The organism is Arenibacter troitsensis (genome assembly GCF_900177645.1).
In the GTDB taxonomy this organism is placed as follows: domain Bacteria; phylum Bacteroidota; class Bacteroidia; order Flavobacteriales; family Flavobacteriaceae; genus Arenibacter; species Arenibacter troitsensis.
The window spans coordinates 344,742-371,123 of sequence record NZ_FXAO01000002.1 but is presented as its reverse complement, the minus strand read 5'-3'; the positions used below and the strand labels follow the sequence as shown (position 1 = coordinate 371,123).

General features: G+C 37.8%; 21 protein-coding genes. 12 read left to right on the top strand and 9 right to left on the bottom strand.

The window, feature by feature from the left end; translation table 11 throughout:
* Nucleotides 1–366: 366 nt before the first annotated feature.
* Complete coding sequence (locus tag B9Y87_RS06260; protein ID WP_245808661.1) at nucleotides 367–1,677, top strand: phosphoribosylamine--glycine ligase; 1,311 nt, start codon at nucleotides 367–369, stop codon at nucleotides 1,675–1,677.
* Nucleotides 1,678–1,713: 36 nt separating this feature from the next.
* Nucleotides 1,714–2,175, top strand: coding sequence for a GNAT family N-acetyltransferase (locus B9Y87_RS06255; protein WP_085497241.1), 462 nt, complete (start codon nucleotides 1,714–1,716; stop codon nucleotides 2,173–2,175).
* Nucleotides 2,176–2,226: 51 nt separating this feature from the next.
* On the opposite strand, the gene B9Y87_RS06250 is transcribed toward B9Y87_RS06255, so the two are convergent.
* Complete coding sequence (locus B9Y87_RS06250; RefSeq protein WP_085497240.1) at nucleotides 2,227–3,498, bottom strand: MFS transporter; 1,272 nt, start codon at nucleotides 3,496–3,498, stop codon at nucleotides 2,227–2,229.
* Between the two features lie 105 nt (nucleotides 3,499–3,603).
* Nucleotides 3,604–4,182, bottom strand: coding sequence for a PhnA domain-containing protein (locus B9Y87_RS06245; RefSeq protein ID WP_085497238.1), 579 nt, complete (start codon nucleotides 4,180–4,182; stop codon nucleotides 3,604–3,606).
* A gap of 203 nt (nucleotides 4,183–4,385) precedes the next feature.
* Here B9Y87_RS06245 and B9Y87_RS06240 point away from each other — a divergent pair, with 203 nt between their 5' ends.
* Nucleotides 4,386–4,739 carry a pyruvate kinase gene (locus tag B9Y87_RS06240; protein ID WP_085497562.1) on the top strand — a complete coding sequence of 118 codons (354 nt, stop codon included), beginning with the start codon at nucleotides 4,386–4,388 and terminating at the stop codon, nucleotides 4,737–4,739.
* A 348-nt stretch (nucleotides 4,740–5,087) separates the two neighbouring features.
* Here B9Y87_RS06240 and B9Y87_RS06235 read toward each other — a convergent pair whose 3' ends face one another.
* The 3 genes from B9Y87_RS06235 to B9Y87_RS06225 form a co-directional block, all read right to left on the bottom strand.
* Nucleotides 5,088–7,286, bottom strand: coding sequence for a xanthine dehydrogenase family protein molybdopterin-binding subunit (locus B9Y87_RS06235; RefSeq protein ID WP_085497236.1), 2,199 nt, complete (start codon nucleotides 7,284–7,286; stop codon nucleotides 5,088–5,090).
* Between the two features lie 32 nt (nucleotides 7,287–7,318).
* On the bottom strand, nucleotides 7,319–7,783 hold the full coding sequence (locus B9Y87_RS06230; RefSeq protein WP_085497234.1) for a (2Fe-2S)-binding protein: 465 nt from the start codon (nucleotides 7,781–7,783) through the stop codon (nucleotides 7,319–7,321).
* A 329-nt stretch (nucleotides 7,784–8,112) separates the two neighbouring features.
* Entirely contained in the window at nucleotides 8,113–8,709 is a 597-nt protein-coding gene (locus B9Y87_RS06225) for an RNA polymerase sigma factor (protein ID WP_085497232.1), read from the bottom strand.
* Nucleotides 8,710–8,819: 110 nt separating this feature from the next.
* Here B9Y87_RS06225 and B9Y87_RS06220 point away from each other — a divergent pair, with 110 nt between their 5' ends.
* The 8 genes from B9Y87_RS06220 to B9Y87_RS06185 all read left to right on the top strand — a co-directional run bounded on the left by B9Y87_RS06220 (nucleotide 8,820) and on the right by B9Y87_RS06185 (nucleotide 21,566).
* Nucleotides 8,820–9,986, top strand: a complete 1,167-nt coding sequence (locus B9Y87_RS06220) for a FecR family protein (RefSeq protein ID WP_085497230.1) — start codon at nucleotides 8,820–8,822, stop codon at nucleotides 9,984–9,986.
* A gap of 169 nt (nucleotides 9,987–10,155) precedes the next feature.
* The gene (locus B9Y87_RS06215) at nucleotides 10,156–13,542 is read left to right on the top strand and encodes a SusC/RagA family TonB-linked outer membrane protein (RefSeq protein WP_085497228.1); all 3,387 of its coding nucleotides are present in this window, start codon (nucleotides 10,156–10,158) and stop codon (nucleotides 13,540–13,542) included.
* Nucleotides 13,543–13,557: 15 nt separating this feature from the next.
* Entirely contained in the window at nucleotides 13,558–15,066 is a 1,509-nt protein-coding gene (locus tag B9Y87_RS06210; protein ID WP_085497226.1) for a RagB/SusD family nutrient uptake outer membrane protein, read from the top strand.
* A 180-nt stretch (nucleotides 15,067–15,246) separates the two neighbouring features.
* The gene (locus B9Y87_RS06205; protein WP_085497224.1) at nucleotides 15,247–16,794 is read left to right on the top strand and encodes a sulfatase family protein; all 1,548 of its coding nucleotides are present in this window, start codon (nucleotides 15,247–15,249) and stop codon (nucleotides 16,792–16,794) included.
* Nucleotides 16,781–18,442, top strand: a complete 1,662-nt coding sequence (locus tag B9Y87_RS06200) for a sulfatase family protein (protein WP_245808660.1) — start codon at nucleotides 16,781–16,783, stop codon at nucleotides 18,440–18,442. Before B9Y87_RS06205 ends, B9Y87_RS06200 begins: the two co-directional genes overlap by 14 nt.
* 13 nt (nucleotides 18,443–18,455) lie before the next feature.
* A complete protein-coding gene (locus tag B9Y87_RS06195) occupies nucleotides 18,456–19,859 on the top strand; it encodes a sulfatase-like hydrolase/transferase (RefSeq protein ID WP_085497222.1) in 1,404 nt (467 codons plus the stop codon).
* Nucleotides 19,860–20,482: 623 nt separating this feature from the next.
* Nucleotides 20,483–20,851, top strand: coding sequence for a hypothetical protein (locus B9Y87_RS06190; protein ID WP_085497220.1), 369 nt, complete (start codon nucleotides 20,483–20,485; stop codon nucleotides 20,849–20,851).
* Between the two features lie 79 nt (nucleotides 20,852–20,930).
* Nucleotides 20,931–21,566 (top strand): MCP four helix bundle domain-containing protein, encoded by a 636-nt coding sequence (locus tag B9Y87_RS06185; RefSeq protein ID WP_085497219.1) that lies wholly within the window; start codon nucleotides 20,931–20,933, stop codon nucleotides 21,564–21,566.
* Between the two features lie 432 nt (nucleotides 21,567–21,998).
* On the opposite strand, the gene B9Y87_RS06180 is transcribed toward B9Y87_RS06185, so the two are convergent.
* The 4 genes from B9Y87_RS06180 to B9Y87_RS06160 form a co-directional block, all read right to left on the bottom strand.
* Nucleotides 21,999–22,640 (bottom strand): hypothetical protein, encoded by a 642-nt coding sequence (locus B9Y87_RS06180; RefSeq protein WP_139827173.1) that lies wholly within the window; start codon nucleotides 22,638–22,640, stop codon nucleotides 21,999–22,001.
* 284 nt (nucleotides 22,641–22,924) lie between these two features.
* Entirely contained in the window at nucleotides 22,925–24,790 is a 1,866-nt protein-coding gene (locus tag B9Y87_RS06170) for an AAA family ATPase (protein WP_085497213.1), read from the bottom strand.
* 309 nt (nucleotides 24,791–25,099) lie between these two features.
* Nucleotides 25,100–25,321, bottom strand: coding sequence for a hypothetical protein (locus tag B9Y87_RS06165; RefSeq protein ID WP_085497211.1), 222 nt, complete (start codon nucleotides 25,319–25,321; stop codon nucleotides 25,100–25,102).
* Nucleotides 25,322–25,562: 241 nt separating this feature from the next.
* The gene (locus B9Y87_RS06160) at nucleotides 25,563–25,781 is read right to left on the bottom strand and encodes a helix-turn-helix domain-containing protein (RefSeq protein WP_085497210.1); all 219 of its coding nucleotides are present in this window, start codon (nucleotides 25,779–25,781) and stop codon (nucleotides 25,563–25,565) included.
* Between the two features lie 194 nt (nucleotides 25,782–25,975).
* Here B9Y87_RS06160 and B9Y87_RS06155 point away from each other — a divergent pair, with 194 nt between their 5' ends.
* The gene (locus B9Y87_RS06155; protein WP_085497208.1) at nucleotides 25,976–26,158 is read left to right on the top strand and encodes a SymE family type I addiction module toxin; all 183 of its coding nucleotides are present in this window, start codon (nucleotides 25,976–25,978) and stop codon (nucleotides 26,156–26,158) included.
* Nucleotides 26,159–26,382: the final 224 nt, after the last annotated feature.

Sequence of the window (26,382 nt, the reverse complement as noted above, 5' to 3'; positions counted from 1 at the left end):
ATTGGTCAAAATCAATTATGGTCTATGTACGATGCAAAGGGGTATTAAGTTGACTGTAATTTTTTGCTCTTTATTTTTATTAGATATTTAATTTTCACATATATTTGCTTCAAAATTATTCACTATTGGGCACTAGCTTGGTATATTGAAACCTACACTCCAATCTGGGCATACCGTGGTTATGCTCTACTGTCCCCAACATAGGACGCCGAATTACATTAACGAATATTTATTAAAATTGTTTTGTTTTAAATGGGAAAATAGCTGGTTTTCAGTCTATTTTACATTTGAAAACTTTACTTCGTACATTGTGCTTTCAAACAAATTTGCTAACTAATTCTTAAAAAATAAATATATCCCAATAAATTGAAAAAGGAGAAATTAAAAGCCCAAATAGAAATTAAACGCAATTTCTTGATCGTATCACGATGGGGAGAAACATTGGATATGGCGGTAGCCATTATGAACGAAGGCCACGCCGTTAAAATGTATATTGAGGATAAGGCATCCAGAGAAATAGGCTATGGTTTTGTGCAAAAGGCCAAAGACTGGAAAAGTTATATCGATTGGGCGGATGTCCTTATTTTTGATTATACGGGTTATGGTAAAATATGTTCAGAACTAAGGGCGCAAGGTAAGTTAGTGGTTGGGGGTACGGAATATTCCGATCTTTTGGAATTGGACCGTAATTTTGGACAGGCAGAATTAAAGAAACATGGCATAAAAATATTGCCATCCAAAGAGTTTTTCAATTTTCAGGATGCTATCGACTATGTTAAGGCCAATCCAAATGCCTATGTGATAAAGCCATCTGGAGAAACCCAAGAATACAAACAATTATTGTTTGTTGGCAGTGATGACGAAGGATTGGATGTAATTAGGGTTTTAAAGGCATATGAGAAATCGTGGGGCAATGATTTTGGAAATTTTCAATTGCAGCGCAAGGTAAAAGGGGTAGAGGTGTCCGCGTCTGCCTATTTTAATGGGAAGGAGTTTATTTATCCGATTAATATTACCTTCGAGCATAAGAAGCTTTTTCCAAAAGAATTGGGAGTATCCACCGGGGAAATGGGATCAAGTATGTTCTGGACCAAGGATTCGCCTATTTTTGAGGCGACCTTAAAGAAGTTTGAAAGTTCTTTGGCCAAGGGTGGTTTTATAGGTCAATTGGATATTAATTGTATTGTGAACGGCAATGGTATATATCCCTTGGAATTCACTTCCAGATTTGGATACCCACAGATATTTATACAACGTGCCGGAATATTGGAACCGTTGGGGAATATGTTTTATAAGTTGGCCTCCGGAGAAAGTTTTAGGATCAATGTTAGAAAAGGTTTTCAGGTTGGAGCCTACATGGTGGTCCCCCCTTTTCCTTTCGAAGATAAAAAAACCTTTGAACTATTCTCCAAGGATTCTGTTATCGTTTTTAAAAAGGATATGAAAGATGGGGTGCATCCCATGCATCTCAAGAAAATTAATGATGAATGGCTTATTACCGGAAATACGGGTATAGCTTTGTTGGTTACAGGAACCGGCCTCACTATGAAGGATGCCCAAAAAATGATGCAGAATAGGATAAGTAATATCATTATTAATAATGTTTATTACAGAACGGACATAGGTGATAGGTGGTCCGATGATTTTGACCGCTTGTGGTCGTGGGGACTGTTATAAAGAGCAGCTGGTATTAGTACAAGTAGATAACTTTATATGGGACTGATAAATTTAGGACATGACGGACACCGTTTTTTTAATATTCTTCCAGATGATTGGCAAGATGTAATTGAATCTGTTTGGGACGATTACAAGGATAATGCGAGTATCTATGTATTTAAAGAGGCCTTGGACATCACCGCTGGTGGAATTGTTTTCCGCGCGGCCCCTCCAAATATGACCGATTTTGAAGTTGAGGAGTGGCAAAAATACGTGGACGCCAATTTTCATTATATTGGTTTTTTATTTGTCGACCCGAAGTATCGTGGTCAATCCTTAGGTTCAAAATGGCTTTCCGACCTAAAGGTGCAATTTCCGGATCAATCTTATTGGCTAACGATAGAGGAGGAGGGATTAAGAACCTTCTACGAGAAAAATGGTTTTAGGTGTGTTTCCAAAAGCAAGGATGAGGATAACCCGGAATGGATATTAATATACCAACCGGAAAAAAGCAATTAGTATTAAACTTTTGGGGAGTAAGAAATATTAAGAGGAACATTGAAGTAGGATTTATACCTCATCTTTTTCATGTTCCTCCAAATCCTTACTAAGATCCAGTTTTCTAAAAGTAGGGGAGATGGCTCCAGTGAATAATACTGTAATTAGGGTCATACAACCGCCAAAAACGACGGCGGTGACCGTTCCCATCAACTTGGCCGTTAGTCCACTTTCAAAGGCCCCTAGCTCATTGGAAGATCCAACGAACATGGAATTCACGGAAGCTACCCTACCACGCATATGATCTGGCGTCCTTAACTGTAAGATAGTTTGTCTAATGATCATGGAAATTCCATCGGTAACACCACTAAAAAAAAGTGCAGTTACGGAAATCCAAAACGAAGTGGAAAGTCCAAAGACAATTATACAGAGGCCAAATCCAAAAATAGATCCCAAGAGTTTTAAACCCGCGTGTTTATTTAATGGAAAATAGGCGGAGGTAAACATGATTATCAATGCACCTACAGCCGGGGCAGCGCGTAAAATTCCAAATCCCTCTGACCCCACTTTTAGTATGTCCTGGGCATAAATGGGTAACAGCGCTATGGCTCCTCCAAAAAGTACGGCAACCATATCCAAGGTAATCGCCCCCAAAATAATTTTGGTTCCAAATACAAATTTCACCCCTTCTTTTAAACTTTGTATTACCGGCTCCCCAATATTTGGGTTCAAAATCGGTTTCTTTTTGATTTTGGTTAAAATCAATAGTGCCATTAAAGAAAAGGCAAAAATTAGGCACATGGACCAATGCACACCGATTAAATTAATGCTAAATCCGGCTAAAGCAGGGCCTAGAACAGCCGCCATTTGCCAAACAGAGCTACTCCATGTAGCGGCATTGGGATAAACTTTTTTTGGGACGATCAGTGCAAATAGGGAAAATATGGTAGGCCCTAAAAACGACCTTACAATTCCACCCAAAAACACTAAAAAATAAATGTAATACAAAATGGTGTTTTTGGACCAATCCTGTACTATTTGGGGCCAAGTAAGTAAAAATAGTCCCAGGCTTATTATGGAAAACCCTAAAATACATTTAAGAAGCAATCCTTTTTTTTCCTTTTGATCTACAATATGCCCGGCAAACAACGCCAATGATATGGCGGGAATAACCTCCATAAGTCCTATCATCCCCAAAGAGAGGGGATTCTTGGTTAAAGAATATACTTCCCATTCTATAACCACAAATTGCATGGACCACGCAAAAACCATGGCAAAACGGACCAACAAAAAAACGTTGAATTCCTTATATCTTAGTGCGGCATAGGGATCTCTATTTGCCATGAACCATTTTGTATTAGCCTAGGTCTAAAAGTATATTCCAGTGGTGGACTATTAGTAATATGATTGTGAATTAGGATACACAATTTATTTATTGGTAAGGAGGTACTATATTTTCTTAACAAATTTAGTTAGGATAACGATTTGTTGGCCATCTACTTTACCTTCTATGTACTCCGCATTTTCATGATCAAGGGAGACACGTCTTACGGCAGTACCTCTTTTAGCTACCATACTAGATCCCTTTACCGGTAAGTCTTTTATAAGGACAACACTATCTCCTGCTTCAATAACGGCACCATTGCTATCGCGATGTATAATTTGATTCTCGGAAGGTGCACCTTCACCGGTGGCTTTTGCCCAATCCAAGACATCATCTTCCAAATAAAACATATCCAACAAATCCTGTGGCCATCCTTCATTTTTTAATCTGCTCAACATACGCCAGGCAATTACCTTCACTGGAGTATGCTCACTCCACATACTATCATTTAAACAGCGCCAGTGATTTGGATCCGTGTTATCCGGATTTTCAATTTGATCACTACAGGTTTCGCAAATGAATAAATTATCTTCCAAACCTCCACTTTTAGGAGGTTGAACTTCAAATACACTTAATTTTTCAGTACTGGTACATAACTCACATTGATGATTGCTTCTTTTGCCCAATTCCCTTTCAATATTCATTGTAATAGATTTTATAGGGACAAATGTAAACGAATTGAATAAATGGTTGCTATGGAAATGTAAAAAATGGGTCGATGTTTATTAGGGTAAAATCAAAATGGTTATCCATGTTCAATTGTTGTTTAACTGTGGCATTGTTTATAAGTTCTAACACCTAAACTTTATTTAAGTTGGATGGACCATTATTTTTGTTTCCTTTTTTTATGGAAGATTTAAAAGTTGGGGATAAATTATATAATGTAGGTCAGAACGGATTTGGCGATTTTTACAGGTATTCTTTTTCGGAGGTTGTTCGTCTTACCAAAACTTTGGCAGTCTTGGAGAATGGCGTAAGGTTAAGAAATAAACCTGTAAGATCTTTGATCAACGATGAGATTGGTTATGCGCTTGCCAAAAACAGATGGGTATATTGGCATATAGTTTCCGATGAGATTTTGCGCAAAGCAAAAAAGGAGAATGAAATGATTGCCATACACGACTGGTTTAGGGATCGTTCCTTTAATTTTTTAGAAAAAACAATGATCTATAATATATTTAAGGAAAAGGGAATACTTTAGTTAAATGCAGCTCTTTTAACAGTTGCTACAAAATGTAGCATACTAATGCCTGTGAAGCTTCATATATAATAAATATTCTTTGATAGACACCTGCTCAAATCCTGATATTGGATATTATTAGTAAAATTCAATTTTGAGAAGTCAGTAAGACCCACTGAAAATTGAATTAATCCCTCCTTTTTTCGGCGGAATCTAGGTACAATACCTCTACCCTTGGGTCGATTCCTATTATTGGGTTCAGGGCTTGCCCTGAGGTTTAATACCTGTTATATTTCAAAATAAAATTTAATGGTTTCCATAATTTCAGTTTTTAAGACATATACGGGAATTCCACCAAATCCAATTTTCTTATCCCACTACTTGTTTTTCGGTCACAAAAGGCTGATGATAATGCCGTTGTCCGGTTGCTTTGTATAGGGCATTGGCCAAGGCCCCTATAGCTGGAGGTAGGCCTGGTTCTCCCAATCCGGTTGGGTCTATTTCGTTTTCAACAAAGAAAACCTCAATTTCCTTTGGTGCCTGTGAATGTCTGATCAACTGATATTTGTCGAAATTCATCTGTTTGGGCGCCCCATTTTCAAAGGTTAGCTGGCTATACATGGAATGTCCAATACCATCGATAACACCACCTTGAATCATATTCTTGGCGGCATCCCTGTTCACTACAATTCCGCAATCCACGGCACACCATACCTTTTCCACAATTGGCTGTCCATTGTTGAGGACTATATCAAATACTTCGGCGACATAGGTTGAATGACAAAAATAGGCAGCTACTCCACGATGAACATTAGGTTTTGTAGCTCCCCAATCGGCCTTTTCCTTGACCAGTTTCAAAACTCCTGCGTAGCGCTCTGCTTCGTATTCATGTTTCTCACCAACAGGATCTTTTATGGCACGATCAAATAATTCCAAACGAAAATCAATAGGATCTTTGCCTGCGGCTTCAGCCACTTCGTCAAGAAAAGATTGTTCGGCACCCGCTGTAAAATTAGATCTTGGTGCCCGCCAGGCCCCAGTGGTAACATTGGTTGGCGCCTTAATTTTTTCGGCAGAATAATTTTCAACTGCCCCAGCCGGAAATCGGTTTGGAAATACGGGACCTTCGGGCAACCCGGCACCCTTTACGGTGAAAGCGATTAGATTATTGTTTTCATCGAGTCCCGCTTTATAGACAGAACGATAGGTTGGGCGATAGGTTCCTTGGGTCATATCATCCTCCCTGCTATAGATAAGTTTAACGGGAGCCCCTATTTTTTTGGAAATGGCAGCTGCTTCAACTCCAAAATGTACATAAAGTCTTCTTCCAAAACCCCCACCAATACGCGTCATGTTTACCGTTACATTTTCCAACGGCAGGTTTAATAATTTGGATACCGAACCTTCCAGGGCTTCCGGGGTTTGTGTTGGACCAATAAGTTCTGCCGAATCTTCCGTGACATTGGCAAAAAAGTTCATTGGTTCCAAGGTATTGTGGGCAATGAAAGGGGCACTATAGGTTCTTTCAATAATTTTCGTAGCTTTTTTAAAGGCGGCTTCCGGATTTCCATCCCTTCTACTTTCCTGTACCTCCCCGGACATCAGTGCCTTTTCCAGTCTTTTTACATGTATTTCGGAACTTTCCAATTCTCCGGTAGTTTCCCAATTAGCTTTTAGGGCCTTTTTGGCTTGCATTAATTGCCAGGTAGATTCGCCAACAATGGCAATTAACTGTTTAAAACCTTTTTCGTCGAACCCACCAGGCTCTTCAAGGGTAGTGTCAACTATAAAGGCATCTTTTACCCCGGGCATACTTTTTATCTCTGCTTCGTTAAAGTCTTTTATCGTCATGCCAAATGCCGGAGGGTGTTGTATCATGGCCAGTTGCATACCATCCCTATGGAAATCCAGTCCAAACAAAGGTTGGCCCGTAACTATTTTTTTGCCATCTACATTCTTGATACTGCTGCCTATCAATTTGAAATCCTTGACTCCTTTTAGCTCCACTTCCTTTGGTACTTCAATTCCAACAGCCTTGGAGGCTATCTCCCCGTAGGTAACTGTTCGTTCTCCAACATTCTCTTTGATTACCCCATTACTAGCGGTCAGATCAGACAACTGTACGCCCCATTCTTTTGCAGCTGCTTCCAATAACATTCTTCTGCCAGTTGCTCCTGCCATTCGCAAGGCATTCCAGCTTAAACGAATGGACAGACTTCCACCCGCAAATTGATTCTGGTACCAACCTGTGTTTAGAGGCGCCTGTTCCACTACCACATTTTCCCAAGGTACATCCAACTCTTCTGCTACAATCATGGGCATGGAGGTACGCACGTTTTGTCCTATTTCCGGATTGGGGGAATAAATGGTTACCATACCGGTGTCCCCAATTTTAATATATCCGTTGATTTCGAACCATTCTTTTGGCATTGCCACTCCCGCCTCCGGTTCAGGTGTATTTGGCTTACAGCCGTTGAGCCAGCTAAACCCTATGAGCATACCACCACCTGCAGCGGCTGAAACTTTTATAAAGGAACGACGATTATATTGAGTTTTTATCAGTGTCATGATTTTACTTATTTTGATGTACCAGGTAATTTTTAAGCGATTTTTGAATTAGCCGCGGTCTTGATAGCTTTCTTGATTCGTGTGTAGGTTCCACAGCGACAAATATTTCCGTTCATGGCTCCTTCGATCTCTTCATCGGTGGGATTTGGATTCTTTTTTAGAAATGCACTCGCGTTCATGATCTGTCCTGCCTGACAATAACCACATTGATAAACATCTTCCTCCAGCCAGGCCAGTTGCACGCGATGATCGCCGTTTTCAGACAGACCTTCGATGGTCGTAATCTCTTGGTTGCCCACTGCTGAAACAGGCAGTTGGCAAGAACGTACTGCATTATCGCCAAGATGTATGGTACATGCACCACATTGTGAAATACCGCAACCGTATTTGGTACCTACCAATTTCAAATGGTCTCGTAATACCCAAAGCATGGGTGTAGTGGGATCCACATCCAATTGCTGAGTTTTTCCGTTGATTTTTAGATTGAAATTTGCCATGATTATAATATAAGAGTGTGATTATGTTCAATTTACGAAATTATTGGATTCATATTAGGGGTATACCATTGTTTTTATCAAGAATGTACCTTATTATGTATTTAATTTCCCAATTAGGATCTAGGTTCCTAAGTTCAACTATAAAATGGATGGCGGTAATTTAAGAGGTAATATTTAGTTCCAATGTTTGCCCAATTCTTTGAGTAAATGATTTTTAGAATTTTGGATCGAACAATAATTTATCCCAAAATATTAGTGATGGTAGTACCAATTTTATGAGCCGAGAGATTTTGTCGTCAAATATATTCGATAATAGTGTAGGAAGTCCATTAAATTAGGCGTTTAGTTTCACTGCCAAAAACCACCATCATGATCACCTCATATTTCTTGCCCAATTTCTCCCTAAGAATGCCAAAAGCCTTGGTGATCTGGCCCTCCACAGTCTTTTTGGATACGTTAAGGTATTCAGATATTTCAATATTCGTAAGGCCTTCCTTTTTGCTCATTAGAAAAATCTGCTGGCATTTAGGGGGCAGTTCATATATGGCATTAAAAAGTATGCCCAATATTTTTTGTTCTTGTAATTCGTCCTGTTCCTCAACCGCCAACTCCAAGGCTTCGATATACTTTTTTTCGAGGGCCATAACCGCTTTGCCTTTTCTGTACTGGTCTATAAATTTATTATGAACGGATTTATAAAGGTAATTTTCCAAGGAAAAGTCATGTTTCAGTTTGTGTCGCTTTTCCCAAACTTGAACAAAGACATTTTGTACAATATCCTCGGCCATAAGATCATCCCTTATAAGACTGTGGGCATAGACACATAGTCTATTGTGATAATGTTCCACCAAATATTCATAGGCACCTTCATTGCCCTGTTTTAGGCCTTCTATTAGAACGGATTGGCTCTCAAAATTCCCCCTCATTTCTCGATTTGGTTTTTTTTGGTTCGATAATATGGTAAATATGAAAAAAAAATGTGAAAAAAATAAGGGTTTCTTAAAATGGCTTCGTATAAATGTGAATTGTGTAGCTAATGAAACCAAAAAAGGTATATAAATTAATAGTAAAATATATTACGTCTTCGATTTCAGCTAAGGAATTGGATCAATTGGAAATTGAACTGAAGAAGCCTTTGAATAATCAGCTTTTTAGTGATTATATAAGATTAAATTATAGAATTGACCGTAAAATGAAATCCTACGATACAGAGAAATCAAAACGCCTTTTGCTGGATAAAATTAAGAAAGACAAAAGCCATCTGGAAAGATTCAAGTACAGAAGTGTTCTGAAATATGCGGCAATTGTAATATTATCAATGACTTTGGGGTACTTTGTCAATGAAAATGTAACCAAAGATAATCCTGTCAAAGAATTCGGCCCTAAAGAGAATTTCATTACGCTGGAACGGGAGGATGGAAATATCCAAGTAATATCTGAAGACGGCACCTCAGAAGTAATAGACTCAGAAGGCAATGTAGTCGGTTCCCAAGTGGGCAATCAACTTGTATATACCAATGGGGGCAAGACTGGTTCGGGAGAACCTATATACAACACACTTCATGTACCATATGGCAAGCACTTTGAACTAAAATTGTCGGATGGTTCTGTGGCCTATTTAAATTCGGGTTCGTCCCTAAGGTATCCCGTTGAATTTATAATAGGTAAAGAGCGAAGGGTTTACCTAACAGGTGAAGCCTTTCTTGAAGTGGCTAAGGATACGGACCGTCCGTTTATATTAAATGCTGCTGACTTGGACATCAAGGTGTTTGGAACAAAGTTCAATGTGTCGGCTTATCCAGAAGATCAATTGAAAGAGGTGGTATTGGTAGAGGGTTCTGTAGGGATGTATCCAGGAACGGAATTATCCGATGGAGGAGAAGGAACACTGCTTGTTCCAGGCCATAAAGGTAGTTATGATAAGGCCGAGGGAAATATTACAACGGAAGAAGTGGTCACCAGTATATATACTTCCTGGGTTAATGGGGTATTGGTTTTTAGGAATATGACCTTCGATAATATCCTAAAAAAACTAGAGCGACATTACGATGTAAATATCGTCAATAATAATGCAAAACTGGCTTCGGCCAAATTCAATGCCAGTTTTGGGGATATGCCTATCCATAAAATATTGGACTACTTTAAGGGAGAGTACAATATTGATTATTCCGTAATTAATGAGCGCGAAATAATTGTAAACTAAATAATAAAAACTAAATAAAAACAGCCAATGAAGAACTAAAAACAACCAAAAAACCACTTTGTACCGCCCTTGTAAAGGATCATAAAAAAATCGGAAAATGCGTCACCATTTCCCGATCGGTAGAAGTGATTAACCATTAAGTATAACCACAATCAAACATTATAAAAGTATGAAAAAAATTCTTGACCAAAAGAGAAGGTCGTACCCATTGCTTAAACTCAGTTTAAAGATGAAGATCAGTATGTTATTCATGTTTTTGGTACTGTTTACCATGCAGGCCAATTCATCCTATGCCCAGCGTACAAAGATTACATTGAACCTTAACAATGTTACCGTAGAAAGGCTTATTGATGAAATAGAGAGTAAAACCGATTTTCATTTTGTATACCAAATAAAGGAAGTTGATCTAAACCGTGTAGTTAGTGTAAAAGCCAATAAGGAATTGGTTACCAGTATCCTTGAAAGGATATTTGGAAACACTAAGACTACCCACAATGTGGTAGATAAACAAATTTTCCTCAAAGAACGTGAGGCTCGGACCAGTACTCTCCATCAGGAGGTCCAGAGTGGTCCAATCAAACTTCAGAGCTTAGTTTCCGGACTTGTTACGGATATCGACGGTATTCCTTTGGCAGGTGCCAATGTGGTAGAAAAGGGTACTACCAATGGTGTTACCGCCGATTTTGATGGAAATTTTTCCATTGATGTAGCCAATGCCAATTCAACTTTAGTGGTTTCCTATATTGGGTACTCTACCAAGGAAATTCCACTTAATGGACAGGCCAGTGTTAATATTGTTCTGGAAGAAAGTGCTGCGGGACTTGATGAAGTAGTTGTGGTAGGTTATGGTGTGCAAAAGAAGTCGGATATCACCGGAGCTGTGTCCAATATTTCCGAAGAAAAATTACAGAGTAGACCTACGGCAAACTTTTCAGATGCTTTACAGGGGCGCAGTAGTGGGGTTCAAATTAGACAATCCGGTGGAGATCTGGACGGAAAGTTTCAAATAGCTATCCGTGGTGTTGGATCAGTGACCGGTAGTAATGAACCGTTGATCGTTGTGGACGGGGTTCCATTGGTCAGTGCAAGTTTTTCTACTATAAACCCTAAAGATATTTCTTCCATAGATATTTTGAAAGATGCTTCAGCAACTGCTATCTATGGGGCTAGGGCTGCAAACGGAGTTGTAATTGTCACTACTAAAAAAGGAACGGTTGGCAAACCCCAACTAACGTATAGTTCAGATTTGAGTATAGAACATATTTCAGAGCGCTATGATGTTATGTCTACAGAACAGCAGAGATTACTTTTTGTGGAGGCATTTAAAAATTCCAATAGAAGTACTGCCGTTTATGATGATCCAAGTAACCCTATTTGGCAAGTAGATAACGATTGGCAAGACCTAGGTACACGTGCCGGTATTCGTCAAATTCATAATTTAAATTATTCTGGAGGTACCGAGAACACACAATATTCGGCTTCCGCCTCGTACCAGAACCGTACCGGTATTTTGTTGAATACAGATATAAAAACATATTCTTTAAGAACCAATTTAAGTTCACAAGTTAACGATTGGCTTAAAATTAGTACTAATATTACCGGGAGCTTCCAGCCTCAAAACTATTCCGATGGGGATGACTGGGGTGCTACTGGTTATAGAGGTTTTGTTTACCATCATAGTTACACACCGGCATATGATGAGAATGGTGAACTTGCCAATATAGATACCGCATCGGCTCCATATTTTGGTGCAAATTCCAATCCTTTGGTTCCACTTTTATTACCTACCAAAGAATTGAACACTACAAGATTACTGGGGAATTTCCAAGCGAATATCAGACTTATGGAAGGCCTTTTCTTTAACACCAATTTGGGTGGCGATTTAGTCCGTGTTGAGGGGTACACCTATAATCCGATTTATTCAATTGGAAGAATGATCAACACCCAAGGCTCGGTTAGAGTATCCAATAACAGTGATACCAACTGGGTGGCAGATGCCACTTTGGATTATACTAAAGAGTTTGATAAGCATGATTTAAAATTATTGGTAGGGGTATCCGCTCAACAATTCCTATTGCGCAGGACTTCTGCTTTTGGAACGGGGACCATTGATAATGCTTTGAATCAGTTATCAAATCAGACCAGTTTTAATAGTACAGGAAGTAATGTGAAGGGGGGACTGGCCTCTACCTTTGCAAGAATGAATTACGGTTATGATGATCGGTATTTATTAACTGCCACGGTAAGAAGGGATGGATCTTCACGTTTCGGACCGGATAAAAGATATGGTGTATTTCCTTCGGCCTCACTTGCCTGGAGGGTATCGCAGGAAAACTTTTTGAAGAACAGCACTACTTTGAATGATCTTAAGTTTAGAGTAAGTTATGGTCTTACTGGAAATCAGAATATTGGTAATTTCGAGTTTATAACAAGAGCGGCTTCCACACCCTATGTATTTGGTAATTCTGTGGTGGTCGGCAACTCGGCATCCAATATTGGAAATCCATCCTTACAGTGGGAGGCGAACAAGCAATTGGATATTGGTGTTGATTTTGCCTTATTCAAAAGCAGAATTAGCGGTACCATAGATTATTACGATAAGAAATCGGAAGATCTATTGATTCAGAACCCAATTCCTTTGACAGCGGGTGTACCCAATCCTCCTATTGTGAATATTGGTTCGGTGCGAAATTCGGGTGTCGAATTTGCCATCTTCACCAGAAACCTGACAGGAAAATTTAAATGGTCTACAGATTTCAATATCTCTTACAATAAGAATGAAGTATTGGACATAGGGAGCAATTCCGCTGGGGAACCTTTGGAAATACCGGGCCAGAATATACCCTTATCCAATGTTCCAACGAATTTAACGGTAGCTGGGAGACCAGTGGGTGCATTTAATATGTACATATTTGACGGAATGTGGCAGTTGGGCGAAGAGGCTGAGGCAGCTACATGGTTTAATGCGGTGCCGGGAGATCCAAAATACAAGGATCTTAACAACAATGGTCTTTTAGATGCTGGAGATAGAGCTTTTGTAGGTAACCCTCACCCAAAATTTATTGGAGGAATGGACAATACCTTTTCTTATAAAAATCTTTCTTTATCTGTTTTTATGAATTTTGCAACAGGAAATAAACTCTATAACACAGCTAGAAACCTATTCTCTAGAGGAGTTCCTTTTGTCCAGAATTTTGCGGAAGCTGCCGATTTTTGGACTCCTGATAATCCATCAGCGACCTCCCCAAGACCTTCCCAAGGAGGTACAACCACCACCTTGGCCACTTTGGCATCTACCCGCTTTCTGGAAGATGCAAGTTTTTTAAGGGTTAAGAACGTTGCTCTAACATATGACCTTCCCGGTAAAATATTCGAGACATCTTTTATTAGTAGTGCCCAATTTACAATATCGGCCACCAATCTACTGACTTTTACAAAGTACACAGGTTTGGATCCTGAGGCATCAAGTAGGGAAAGCCTATTGTCTGCTGGTATAGATTATACACCTTATCCCAATACCAAGCAATATAACTTAGGGGTGAAAATTGGTTTTTAACGTAAAAATGACAACATGAATAATTATATAAAATATATAGGTCTAGTATTAATCGGAATATTGTTCCATAACTGTAGTAAAATTTTAGAACCAGAGCCAGAAGGACAAGTAGCTCTGGATGCGCTATTGTCGACGGAAGAAGGACTAATTACAGGTGTCAATGGTATATTTCAACCTTTGCACAATATTTATGCAGGTGGTACCATGGTGCAGATGGCCGGAAGGTCAAGTGACGATACTTGGACTTGGCGTAAAGAAACGGAATCCGATATTTTTAATATTGACGAAGCATTCGGTCTTATAGAGACAACTTGGGAAAATCATTATCGTGGGATTACCCGGGCCAATACCGTGCTGGAAAGATTGCCGTTGGTTGAATCGTTTTCAAGTGATGAAATGAGGCGTTTAATAGAAGGGCAATGCAAGTTTATGCGTGCTTATTACTATTTTAATTTGGTAAGGTTCTATGGAGGCGTACCCTTATTGGTAAATGAGATAAAAACGCCTGCGGACGCCGAATTGCCCAGATCTTCCATACAGGAGATTTATACCCAAATAAAATTGGATTTGGGAGATGCGATAACACTACTGCCTACAGCCTATACAGGTGGTAGCGGAAAAGAAGTAGGTAGGCCCACGAAATATGCAGCTTTGGCATTGATGGCCACTGTAAATCTAGAATTGGAAGAATGGGAAGGGGCAGTTTCAAATACCAGTGAAATCATAGGAAAGGGACGTCTTTTAGAGAATTATGCGGATAATTTTAACGGTTCGCAAGAAAATGGTCCAGGCTCCATTTTTGAAGTGCAATATGGAGGGGAGACCGGGGCTACAACAATTAATACCCGTGATATTTTTGCACCTCCTGCATTGCAGGGTGGTTCGGCTAATTTGCCCACAGATGATACATGGAACGGCGAAGGCGGTAGTTTGTCTTCTGGTAATGGCATTGTTCAAGAATATGAGCCAGGAGATAAGCGGAAAGATGTTACCCTTGCCAGTTATGATTTGGATAATTTCTTGTTTCCCGACCAACCAAAGGGTAGTCTTCTATATATCAATAAGTATTTTAATGAGGTTGATCAACCCATAAATCAAAGTACATGGAACTTTCCTATTATGAGATATGCGGATGTGCTATTAATGAGGGCTGAGGCATTAAATGAAATTGGTTATGTGCCTAATGGAGAAGCCTTCGACCTTCTAAATGAAATCAGGTTGAACGCTGGACTTGGAGCACATGATGCATTATCATTGACCACTCAACAGGAGTTTAGGGAAGCCATTAGAAAGGAACGAAGGGTAGAGCTGGCTTTTGAGAGCAAACGCTATTTTGATTTGAATAGATGGGGCATTTTAAAGGACAGAATCCAATTTCAAATGGATATTAAGGGGGAATTAACATTTCCAAGCAATAGATTAATTTCGCACCCTATTACAGGGAAGTCATATTTTCTATATCCAATACCTTTGGTAGAGTTTTCCAACAACGCCAACCTGCAAGAACAGAATCCTGGGTACTAGTATACTTTTTCAGGTCCTTACATAACTAAATTAAAATGCCGATGAGGGTTTCTAGACATTCATAGAAACCCTTTGAAGGCATATTTTGTATGCACAAGCCAAGTTTTATAATGTCTTGAACGCAAAGGCGAAAATTTAGTATGTTAGAACAATCTGTATGTAAATTTAAACAATGGAATTATGACTTTAGCTAATAAAAAATACGATTTTTTACGTGAATGGCCAGTTGTGGTAGCGTGCCTTTCTATGGTAATTGTTTCTTGTGGTTCAAACGCCTCCAAAAAATCTTTGGAAGAGGAAAAGACGGAAGATAATCGTCCAAATATCGTCTATATTTTAGCAGATGACATGGGATATGGCGATTTGTCTTCGCTCAACCCAAATTCTGGAATTCAAACGCCATTTATGGATAAGATCGTGAATGAAGGAATTCATTTTACAGATGCCCATTCCAATTCAGCAGTTTGCACTCCCACAAGATATGGTATCCTCACAGGTCGTTATGCTTGGAGGAGCAGATTAAAGGAAGGTGTTTTGTGGGGTTATGATCCGCCACTAATTGAATCCGATCGTACTACGGTGGCCTCCTTTCTGCAAGATAACGGTTACAATACAGCATGTATTGGCAAATGGCATTTGGGGCTGGGGTGGAAAGCAAAGAATTTGGATAAGCCCATTGCGAAATATGAGTGGGACAAAGTCTTTGAAGAAGGGGCCGATAGCAATGTAGATTTCGATAAAAAGGTAAGTGGCCCAAATACCTTGGGGTTTAACTATTCTTATATTATTCCGGCTTCTTTGGATATGACCCCATACCTATATTTGGAGAATGAAAAAGCTACCGAACTTCCTACAGCCTATACAAAAGGTAAAAGTCAGGCCAAGGATGGAAGAGGTGTTTTTTGGAGACCAGGAGAAGTTGCTCCAAACTTCGACTTTAATAAGGTTATGGATCATCTAACTTTTAAGGCTACAAATTATATAACCGAACAAAAGAAGGTAAAAACCCCCTTTTTTCTTTATTTTCCACTAACTGCACCACACACACCTTGGCTACCAACGGAGGAGGTCAATGGAAAATCGAATGCTGGGCGCTATGGCGATTTTGTAACCCTAGTGGACGATACTGTTGGTGCCGTCCTAAAGGCTTTGGAGGAATCAGGCAAGGCAGAAAATACCCTTATTATTGTTACCTCGGACAACGGCTCTAATTGGACGGAGGAAGACAAAGCTCAATATGACCATCGAGCCAATTATATTTACAGAGGCCAGAAGGCGGATATATATGAAGGTGGACATCGCATCCCTTTTTTTGCACGGTGGCCAGGAAAAATAAAACCAGGTAGTGTGTCTAATCAAGTTCTTTGTACTACAGATTTATTGGCTACACTATCGGGTATAGTCGGTAAAGATTTGCCAAAAGGAGCAGGGGAGGATAGTTACAATATGTTACCGGCATTTACTGGAAAGGCACAGGATCCAATTCGGGATTTTACAGTGCACCATTCCTTAAACGGCTTTTTTGCTATTAGAAAGGGCGACTGGAAACTAACCACCTCTTTAGGTTCGGGAGGTTTTGCCAAACCGGATGGAATACTTGCCGAAGATGGACAGCCAAACGCAACCTTGTATAATTTGAGAGAGGATCCAAAGGAAACCAACAATGTTTATGGGGAGCACCCTGATGTTGTAGCGGAACTTTTAACGCTTTTGGATGATGCCAAATAATAATTATTTAAGTTGGGGCATATTGGCCCACAAAAAAAATGTAATCGACCTAAACATACAATTAAAGAATCAAATGAATAAAATCCTTAAACGTTCGGCGGCGTGTTTTCTTATGGTTCTCATTACCTCTTGTGGAGGTAATCAACAATCCAAGAAAGAGGGGGCAATGCAAAAAGAAGACTTGCCCAATATTGTTATAATTTATGCCGACGATATGGGCTACGGAGATCTTAATTGTCAGAATCCAGACTCTAAAATACCTACACCTAATCTTGATCAATTGGCTTCGGAAGGTATGCGTTTTACGGATGCCCACAGTTCTTCTGGAATCTGTTCTCCCAGTCGTTTTGCTTTGTTAACCGGGACATACCATTGGCGAAATCAACATGGAATAGTAAATTCATTTGGCCAACCTTTCTTCAAGGAGTCCGATGTTACACTTCCACAGGTTTTACAAAAATCTGGCTACACTACGGCTTGTATCGGTAAGTGGCATTTGGGATGGGATTGGAAATTTAAGAATGAGCCATCAGGAAAAACGGAGCAAGGGGAAAGAGTAGTAAACTACTACCTTCCTGAGGATTTAGATTGGAGTGCTCCAATTTCAGGCGGACCTTTAGATCGAGGTTTTGATTACTATTTTGGTGATGGAACCATAAATTTCCCACCCTATGCATGGATTGAAAACAATAAATTCGTAGAACTGCCAACAAAAGATCAAGACATTGTTAAGAGAGGTTTTGAGACTAAGGAAGGGAATTGGGAATTTCGTCCGGGACCAATGGTAGAAGGATGGGACCCTTATAAGGTATTACCTACCCTTACCCAAAAAGCAGTGGAATACGTAAATAGACAAGAGAAGGACAAACCCTTTTTTCTATATTTTGCACTTCCCTCGCCGCATGCACCTATAATTCCTAATGATGAGTTTATTGGAACTTCTGAAGCAGGGGGTTATGGAGATTTTATGGTACAGACGGACTGGGTTGCCGGACAGGTGTTAAAAGCCTTGAAAGAGAAAGGTTTAGATAAGAATACCATTGTTATATTCAGTGCTGATAATGGCCCCGAAAAATATGCGTTTGAACGGGCAGAAAAATATGGCCACTTTAGTATGGGTGATTTTAGGGGTTTAAAACGCGATGTATGGGAAGGAGGCCACCACGTGCCATTTATTGTAAAATGGCCAGGAAAGGTCAGTGCCGGTTCCGTTTCCAGGGAGGTAATATCCCAGGTGGATATCATGGCCACACTGGCGGCAGCCACCAATACTCCCTTGGCAGAAGGAGCAGCTCCGGATAGCTATAATTTACTACCGGTTTTTAAGGGGGAAAAATATACTTCACCCTTACGCGAAGCTACAGTTCACAACACCTTTGAAAAGGCATGGGGGTTGAGGCAGGGTAAGTGGCTTTATATCAATGCTCCTTCTGGCGAACATACAAAAATGCCGGACTCCTTTAAAAATCTAAGGAATTATACTGACTTTGAAGGAGAAGGCCTATTGTTCGATATGGAGAAAGACCCCGAGCAACGCATCAATTTATTTGCTCAACATTCAGAGAAAATAAATACGATGGACCAGCTTTTACAAAAATATAGGGAACAAGGATATTCCGTAGAACGAACCCCTGTCACTGCCAAATAAAAAATACACCAAAATGGATGGAATCAAAATTGTCTTAGGAATGATAATCAATAAAACACCTAATACAGTATTTTTCTTTCTTGTCACTTTAATAACATTGAATTCGGTTTTCTCGCAGGAAAATAAAAGTATAGATAGCGATAAGAAAGTCCTTAAACCTAATTTTATTCTTATCATGGCCGATGATTTGGGTTATGGTGACATCTCCTGTTATGGTAATACTTACATCAATACCCCAAATATTGATAGGTTAGCCATGGAAGGAATACGGTTTACGGACTTTCATTCCAATGGGGCAGTTTGTAGTCCCACACGAGCAGCACTATTAACAGGGAAATATCAGCAGCGGACCGGGGTAGGAGGCGTCATTACGGCAGCAAGCCACAGGGAAGTAGGCCTGGCTATTGAGGAGATAACCATTGCCGATGAACTAAAAAAACATGGTTATAGCACAGGGGTTTTCGGAAAATGGCATTTAGGGTACGACCCCAAGTTTAATCCCTCCCTACAGGGGTTTGATGATTTTAGTGGTTTTGTGAGTGGGAACGTAGATTACCACGCACATATAGACCAGGAAGGATATTTTGATTGGTGGAATAACACGGAAATTAAGGATGATAAAGGCTATACGACCGACTTGATAACAGAATATGGTTTGGATTTTATAGATAGGAATAACCCTAAAAAAACTGAAAAACCGTTTTTCTTATATCTTCCACATGAGTCCCCTCATTACCCATATCAGCGAAGAACTGATAAGGCCCTTCGCAGGGTTGGGGAAAAAGGCACCGATCTTGTACTGGAAGATAGTATACCTGGTATTTACAAGGAAATGGTTGAGGTTTTGGATGAGGGTGTGGGCAAGATCATGCAAAAACTCAAGGATACCGGACTCGATAGGAACACCATCGTAATTTTTTGCTCTGATAACGGAGCCTCACAAAATGGCAGCAACGGGAACCTAAGAGGGTTTAAAGCCGGTTTGTACGAAGGTGGACACCGTGTTCCTGCCATTGCGTGGTATCCAAAAGAGTTTAATGCAGGAACCGTTATCGGAACTCCTGTACTTACGATGGATTTTCTCCCCACTTTTTTAGATTTTATTGGGAAAGAACCAGAAAGTATGGTAATAGACGGACTGAGTATAAAGAATCTTTTACTATTCGATGAGGCATTACCAAAGCGAGATCTTTTTTGGAATTTTGGAAACAAAAATGCAGTAAGAAGTGACAGGTGGAAACTTGTAACCATTAATTTGGACGGCCAAGAAACAGTTGAGTTGTTTGATTTGTCAAAAGATATTTCGGAAAAAAATAATATTGCCGTATACTATCCGAAAATAGTTAAGCAATTGCGTAAAAAACTCAAAAATTGGCAAAAAGATGTTTTTAAAGGGGTAGCGTTGATATCGAAATAATACAAATTAGAAGTAAATAGTATTTATATTATTGATATTACGTTTAGAGTTATGTTAGTTGCAAAAGGAACAATGGGAGGCCATTGTTCCTTTTTTTTTAACCGGGAAGAAATACGAAAATCCTATGTTAATTGGGTATTGTTGGAATTGAGATAAAAAACTGGAAGTAATGACGTAGATCGATGGTTGAGATACCGTAACAATAAATCCTATCCGTTAAAAATCAATTTGAAATAAAAAGTGTTCCCAGCATGTAAAGAAGGTTAGCATCGAAACTATTAGATTTTAATATTGGGTCTAGGCAAAATTGTAGGAATGTATCAAATGAACCCTTACTAAAGGCTTAAATTTTAACTGGGGTATAATTACCCAATTGATGCGAAATCCCCCAGTTTAAATTTCCGCTTACAATCTTCGCATAAATTTTATTTACTGAATTTCAGGCAATTACGGTTTGTGTTTTTAATATGTCATTGTTCATGGCACAACCTTTGCGCTAGACCGATAAATATTTAGAGAGCGATTCGTATAATATTCGATTGATATAACAAACGGATATTGAAGAAATTCTGAGAACTAAATTAAAAACAGAAAAAATTGATAGAAACCTTTAAATCAGTGTTATGAAAAAATTATTTTTTGCAGTCTTATTTGTGGTGGCAACCTTAAATATTAACGCACAAAGTGGCAGTTCCGATGTCCTTAAAGAGGTAAAGGCGGGTGATATACTTCAGATTGGTCGCCCCGATGCTCCTAGTTTTAAACATATCGATTTTCCTAGGGCTAATACTATTATTAAATCCGGGGGTATTGCCAACTATAAAAAAATGGAAGGGGTCAAAGTAGTGGTTACAGATGTTAAGGAAAAAAAGGACGGAACCCTACAGGTCAAGATCAAAAGGACTGATGGTGGACGATTTTTTGGTATCCATAGTGTTGTATCTGCAGATATAAAGAATGCACTTGAATCAGGTGAACTTAGTGGAATTTAATATATAAATAGTTGGTTTATCCCAGTGTATAATTTGATACTTTTTAATAATTCCATGTAAACACTAATAAAACAAAAAAATGCACAAAAAATTGACTCTAAAACAGCGTCTTAATACCGGTTTTATCTTGGCCGTAGCATTTTTATTGGTGCTAACATCAAATGAATTAAACAGAAGAAACTTCTCTACCGCAGACCATACCGTTAACTCTGTTTTTGAAGATCGGGTTGTAGCCTTAGAGTACATCTATAGACTTAACAACCTTTTTCACCAGAAAGAGTTGGAATTGTCTTCAGCAAAAGGAAGCTGGGGCCATGACGGCAAAAGCGAAAGCATTAAGGAACTACTGGAGAATTTCTCTAATACCAAGTTAACACCTAATGAATCGGTCCATTTTGCACAATTGAAGGATAACTATAGGGAATTAGAAACCTTGGAAAATAGTTTTTCTAGAACGCCAGCAACAACGGAAATCGGAAGCACAAAAGAATTCAGTGTTTTATTTGAAAAAATCGGCAACAATCTGGATAAACTTTCCAAAGTACAGCTTTCTGAAGGGCGTCAGTTGACCTATTTATCCAATAAGGCATTAAGCATGAATCTATTGCTGTCCAAGCTTCAAGTGGTATTTTTGATTGTTATTGGTCTTCTGATGGTGCTCATTATTTTTCATGGGGAAAAACCGTTTATAAAAATGGTAGGGAAAGATGCTTAGATTATTCCGGCATCTCAATTCTATATTATATTCATTCTATTTCAGTAGACCCTTTGGTGAGGTTACTTCCCGATACAGGAAGTGACGGACCCTTATTTTACAGGGGTTTATGGCAGTTGGGGTGTAAATGGGGGACAAATGGAAAAATGGGGTGTAAATTTGATTTGAAGGTGGATGGGATTTTGGTTTGGTTTAGTAAGAATGCGAGAAAGTTATCCTATTTTAAACCTTCCTCGGAAAACTACTAAAATTGTATCCCACTGTTTCGCCTCACATAGATTGGACTTAAAAGGGGAATCATTCAGAAAGGGACTTTTAAAAAATCTCAACTCATTTTTTTCAAAGTGATATTGTTTGATTTAATTCAATTTAATTTTTACTTAGTTGATATACTTCCTATTTCATTATTTGTAGTGGCAAATAGCTCTGAATCTATGTTGTCCTCATACCCCAAAATTCCCCATGAGTTAATTTGCACAATCCTTTTTCATTACTAATTCCCTTATAGTGAAATTTAGACCTATGCTTTAATTGGTCGTTTATTACAATTGGATAATTAAAAAAACTCTCAACGGCATCTTGGCAAGCATAATAAAAATCTTCTATGCCTATAGATATTAATGTTTTCTCTCCAAATTTTATCTTTTCTATAAAATCCTTTTTGTTTGTTTCCCTCAAAATTACACCATCAGTTAATACGCTATTATGTAATAAACTAGTTCTACATTCATATAGTCTATCGATATCCCCTTTGGATAAATTTAAATTGAATAGCTCCGAATTAAGTATGTAAAAATGAGACCTATTTTCATTATTTATTATTTGTGGACTGGATAACCCCTTAATATTTATCTTAAATTCTGGATTATTTTCAAAATAACTTCCTAAAGTATCAACTATACAAAAGAGCAACATACAAGAAGGGAATCCTAAGATTCCATCATTTTCTTTAGCTACTTGCCAAAACTCTGAGTCATAACTTTTACGATATTGCATACTGAATTTAACTGACATTAATATTTCGTTCAAACTTTCGGATAGCATTTCTATTGGTTTCTTTGCTCTTGGGTGCATAAGCCTTTACTTTTTTATACTTTATTGTATTTTTTAAAATTCTCAGCTTGCTCAAAAATTTCTTTGTAAACTTCATCGCGTTCAACTGGAGGGTAACCGAATTCATCGGGTTGTAATCATAAATATTCATTTGTATGCTGCGTTCATTGACAATGAACACTAATATATAATGAACATTTGGCATTGATGAAAATACAGTAAGTGTTATTTTATGGTGTTTTGTCCCTATAATCAGATTGTTGCAGTTTTAGGGCAAATCGTTATTCGAATTGTTATTATTAATACTATTCATTCGCTTTCCTAATATCTTCTACAATACTAGTAAGTACTTTTTGTAGTTCATCATTTTGAATGGCAAACCCGTTCTGAACTATTTTTTCGGCTACCTTAATTTTATCGATTTGATTAAAGTTTTTTTTTGTGTTTTCTAAGCACAATTCTATTTCTTCACGTAATTCTTGTTCCTTTACTCCGATAAGTGTACTATCTCTATTCTTTTGTATCTTACTAAAAAATTCATTACTCAATTTTATATTTGGCTTGAATGTGGGTTTTGCATCTAAGTCAATGTATTTGCATCTATCTCCAAAATCCCCTCTATCAATTTCAATATTTTTAATCTTATGTACAGTTTTGACTGCATTTTCGAAATTGTTGTAGGGTATATAATTTTCTATTTCTCTCAATTTAGTTAACCAGCAAATCGCTTTATGTTTCTTAAACAAATCAACGATTTCTTTTTTTTTGATATTATATCTTTGTCCTGATTTTATTCTGTCACTATCCATGATTAGTGCATAATTTTGATTTAAAGATCTTATAAATTCTAGATTTAAATCTCCATTATTCATTAAAAAATGTTTATAAGAACTTCCACCATAAAACATTACACTATAATCTTCTCCTTCAACTAAGGAATCATCGATTTTCTGTATTAAATAGTTTAAATACAATTTATCACTTTGCCCTTCCACCCACAATAAATAGTTAGTTTGAAACAAATCATTCGGCTTGTATCCAAGATCTTTGAGTATAGAAATCTTTTCGGTTTTAACTTCAGAATGATGCAAATGGGTCTTCCCTTTTTTTTTCGAAACTATGAATATCGAATTCTTAGAAGAATTGATGAAAACGGATGAGTGCGTAGATAAGAAATATGTATGTTTTTCAAAGAGACAAATTGATCTATACAAAAGTCTTTGCCATTTAGGGTGCAAATGTGTTTCAGGTTCTTCGATAAAAACTATGTGAGGTTTCTTACGATTGATAAATATAGGAAACAGAATAATTATTAATGTTTGGAGGCCATCTCCAAGTTTATAAATTGGAAATTGAGTTTCATCTCCAATTTTTATGTGAAGGACGTCATCATCATATTTTGGAATAAGGTTTATCCTTTTTTTAAAGACATTTTTTTCCAAAAATTCTTCAAAATGCTTTATCTCATTTCTTTCCGATTCATCTCCCAAAAGAAGTTTTTTAATCCATTCATAAATGGACAAACCTGTAAAGATAAGACCCTTCGAAATTTTATCTTTAAAGTAATCATGTTTAGTTCGATTTAAATAAATGTCATTTTTTGAAAAATTTGAACTCTCTTGAGCTATTGGTCTTAGCCCCCTTAAAATAGGAATGTAAATCTTGTCAATTTCACCATTTTCAACGCCTAGTTGGTCTATAGTGCTGCCTAATGAGGTGGTTAAGGTTTTAACTTGGGATAACCCTTGCGATAGATGGTAGGCCATTGAACTATTCGTCAATTTGAACTCATCTTCTTCAATTGTGCTTAAAAACCAATATAAATTAAGGATACTATCAAGCGCTTGTTCACTGGTATCAAATATGTTTTGGGCATAAGACTTTATGGTACTAATATAATTATAATTGATACCATACCTTTTTAAGTTGTCTATCTGCGAAATTATTGGGTCGATGGAATTTTTAAATATTTTCTTTGTTTTCTCGTCCAAATCAAAAATAAACTTTACGTTTTTCGCTTCAGAAAAGATTGTTCTCAAAAACCTACTTTTCCCAGTGTTGTTTACACCCACAAGAGTATTAACCTGTTCAATATTGTTAATTATGCCAAAGTATTTAGGTCCGCTAAATGATTCTTCTAATTTTTTATCAAGTTTGATTCCTTTGAGCATCTTATCGCAGTTTAGAGTAAGTAGGAGTGGATATTTCGTAAGTGGAGTATTATTATAAGGTTTTAACTTTGCATCGGGTCCTGGGTATCGCAAATATTTTTAGTGGGTTGGCTTTTGTATTTCAAGTTAATTATAATCAAGTCAACAATTAGAATACCTTAAAAATACGGCTTATAAAGTATGCCATTTTGGTGGTTTATCCTTCTGTGACCTTTTGGCGCTCATTTACCGATTCAAAACTAGCTTTTGTGTTCCCTACAGAATTTCTTTATACAATCGAGCATGAACAGCAAAAATATTAATGATGCATTATTTAAGCTTCTCAATTTTCTTTATGATAACAATAATTTTATCGGGGTCAATTTCGTTATTAAACATTTTAAAAAAATCATAAGAAGAATTATGTGCTATATGACCTCTGGTAGTTGAAGTGTCAGGAGTATCACCGTTCTGCTGCCACGAAAAGCACGAATACTGAACTGCATCTATACCGGGATATTCTGCGGTAAAACTTGCTATAAATCTTTCCATATCATTTATTTAAATTTCAGGTATTACTAATTAAGAGTTTATCTTCTCTTTAAATTTTCAAGAAGTCCTGGCATAATTTTTTAAGTAACCCGACCTCATCCTAGATATAATAAATGTAAGAATCTGAATTTTATTTAACCTAATATGATGTCAAATCATTTGATGATAAACTTGACGCGCACCTACTTTTCTAATTTTTCAGCAAAATAATTAAAAGCACTATTATTCTTTTACGAAAATCTCACTCCCTCGGCAACTTAAGCCCCTTACAAACTTCAGTTAAAAGTTCACACGGATTTTCATCAATGGCAAGGGCAATCAAATACATCTCATTGACTCTTAATTGTGTGTTCGCATTATTGGCAAGTTCGCTTAGCCGGGTTTTGCTAATTCCAGTTTTACGGGATACATCCGATCTGTTTATAGATTTTTTAGCAAAGTAGAGTCCTAATTCCGTCATATATTATCCCATTTTAAGTACATAAAGTTAGCCCTTAGGTTAAAATTTTCCGATTTTCTAAACTTTTGTTTGTGATTTTATCTTATAACACATATATTTATTCTTATTTTCAGATAATATGTTCCTAAACTCGGAAAATTTAAATTTCAGGACATATAGGGAAGAAAAAATAACCCTCTTAACCCGTACGGAGAATGAAAACCAAAAAATTAAAGATCTATCAAAAATTCAGGACCCGGGCTTGGGATAGTATTGTTGTTCCGGAAATTCGGCTTGAGGGGAAATGGCTGCAAGAACTTGGTTTTGAAATTGGAAAGGAAATTGAAATTAAGGAGCAAAGGAATAAGCTGACCATAACTCTTACCGACGAAAAATAGCTACGCCTAGTCCTGAAAAAATTTCTATGGATATTAGAAAATCACTTTACCAAATATAGTATCAAATAAAGATACTAGGGAATTGATAATCGAATTTTTCATAGGAAGAGATAGCGAAAATAATTAAAAATCTATTACATTAAATGCTAAGACTTTGAGTAGAGTTTAAGACAATCATATAGTTGCAGTACCTTGCGGAAGTTAAAACTTCCGCAAGGTACTGC

Coding starts and splice junctions, on each gene's coding strand:
- B9Y87_RS06255 (WP_085497241.1), top strand. CDS start 1,714: ATGGGACTGATAAATTTAGGACATGACGGACACCGTTTTTTTAATATT.
- B9Y87_RS06250 (WP_085497240.1), bottom strand. CDS start 3,498: ATGGCAAATAGAGATCCCTATGCCGCACTAAGATATAAGGAATTCAAC.
- B9Y87_RS06245 (WP_085497238.1), bottom strand. CDS start 4,182: ATGAATATTGAAAGGGAATTGGGCAAAAGAAGCAATCATCAATGTGAG.
- B9Y87_RS06240 (WP_085497562.1), top strand. CDS start 4,386: ATGGAAGATTTAAAAGTTGGGGATAAATTATATAATGTAGGTCAGAAC.
- B9Y87_RS06235 (WP_085497236.1), bottom strand. CDS start 7,286: ATGACACTGATAAAAACTCAATATAATCGTCGTTCCTTTATAAAAGTT.
- B9Y87_RS06230 (WP_085497234.1), bottom strand. CDS start 7,783: ATGGCAAATTTCAATCTAAAAATCAACGGAAAAACTCAGCAATTGGAT.
- B9Y87_RS06225 (WP_085497232.1), bottom strand. CDS start 8,709: ATGAGGGGGAATTTTGAGAGCCAATCCGTTCTAATAGAAGGCCTAAAA.
- B9Y87_RS06220 (WP_085497230.1), top strand. CDS start 8,820: ATGAAACCAAAAAAGGTATATAAATTAATAGTAAAATATATTACGTCT.
- B9Y87_RS06215 (WP_085497228.1), top strand. CDS start 10,156: ATGAAAAAAATTCTTGACCAAAAGAGAAGGTCGTACCCATTGCTTAAA.
- B9Y87_RS06210 (WP_085497226.1), top strand. CDS start 13,558: ATGAATAATTATATAAAATATATAGGTCTAGTATTAATCGGAATATTG.
- B9Y87_RS06205 (WP_085497224.1), top strand. CDS start 15,247: ATGACTTTAGCTAATAAAAAATACGATTTTTTACGTGAATGGCCAGTT.
- B9Y87_RS06200 (WP_245808660.1), top strand. CDS start 16,781: ATGATGCCAAATAATAATTATTTAAGTTGGGGCATATTGGCCCACAAA.
- B9Y87_RS06195 (WP_085497222.1), top strand. CDS start 18,456: ATGGATGGAATCAAAATTGTCTTAGGAATGATAATCAATAAAACACCT.
- B9Y87_RS06190 (WP_085497220.1), top strand. CDS start 20,483: ATGAAAAAATTATTTTTTGCAGTCTTATTTGTGGTGGCAACCTTAAAT.
- B9Y87_RS06185 (WP_085497219.1), top strand. CDS start 20,931: ATGCACAAAAAATTGACTCTAAAACAGCGTCTTAATACCGGTTTTATC.
- B9Y87_RS06180 (WP_139827173.1), bottom strand. CDS start 22,640: ATGCACCCAAGAGCAAAGAAACCAATAGAAATGCTATCCGAAAGTTTG.
- B9Y87_RS06170 (WP_085497213.1), bottom strand. CDS start 24,790: ATGCTCAAAGGAATCAAACTTGATAAAAAATTAGAAGAATCATTTAGC.
- B9Y87_RS06165 (WP_085497211.1), bottom strand. CDS start 25,321: ATGGAAAGATTTATAGCAAGTTTTACCGCAGAATATCCCGGTATAGAT.
- B9Y87_RS06160 (WP_085497210.1), bottom strand. CDS start 25,781: ATGACGGAATTAGGACTCTACTTTGCTAAAAAATCTATAAACAGATCG.
- B9Y87_RS06155 (WP_085497208.1), top strand. CDS start 25,976: ATGAAAACCAAAAAATTAAAGATCTATCAAAAATTCAGGACCCGGGCT.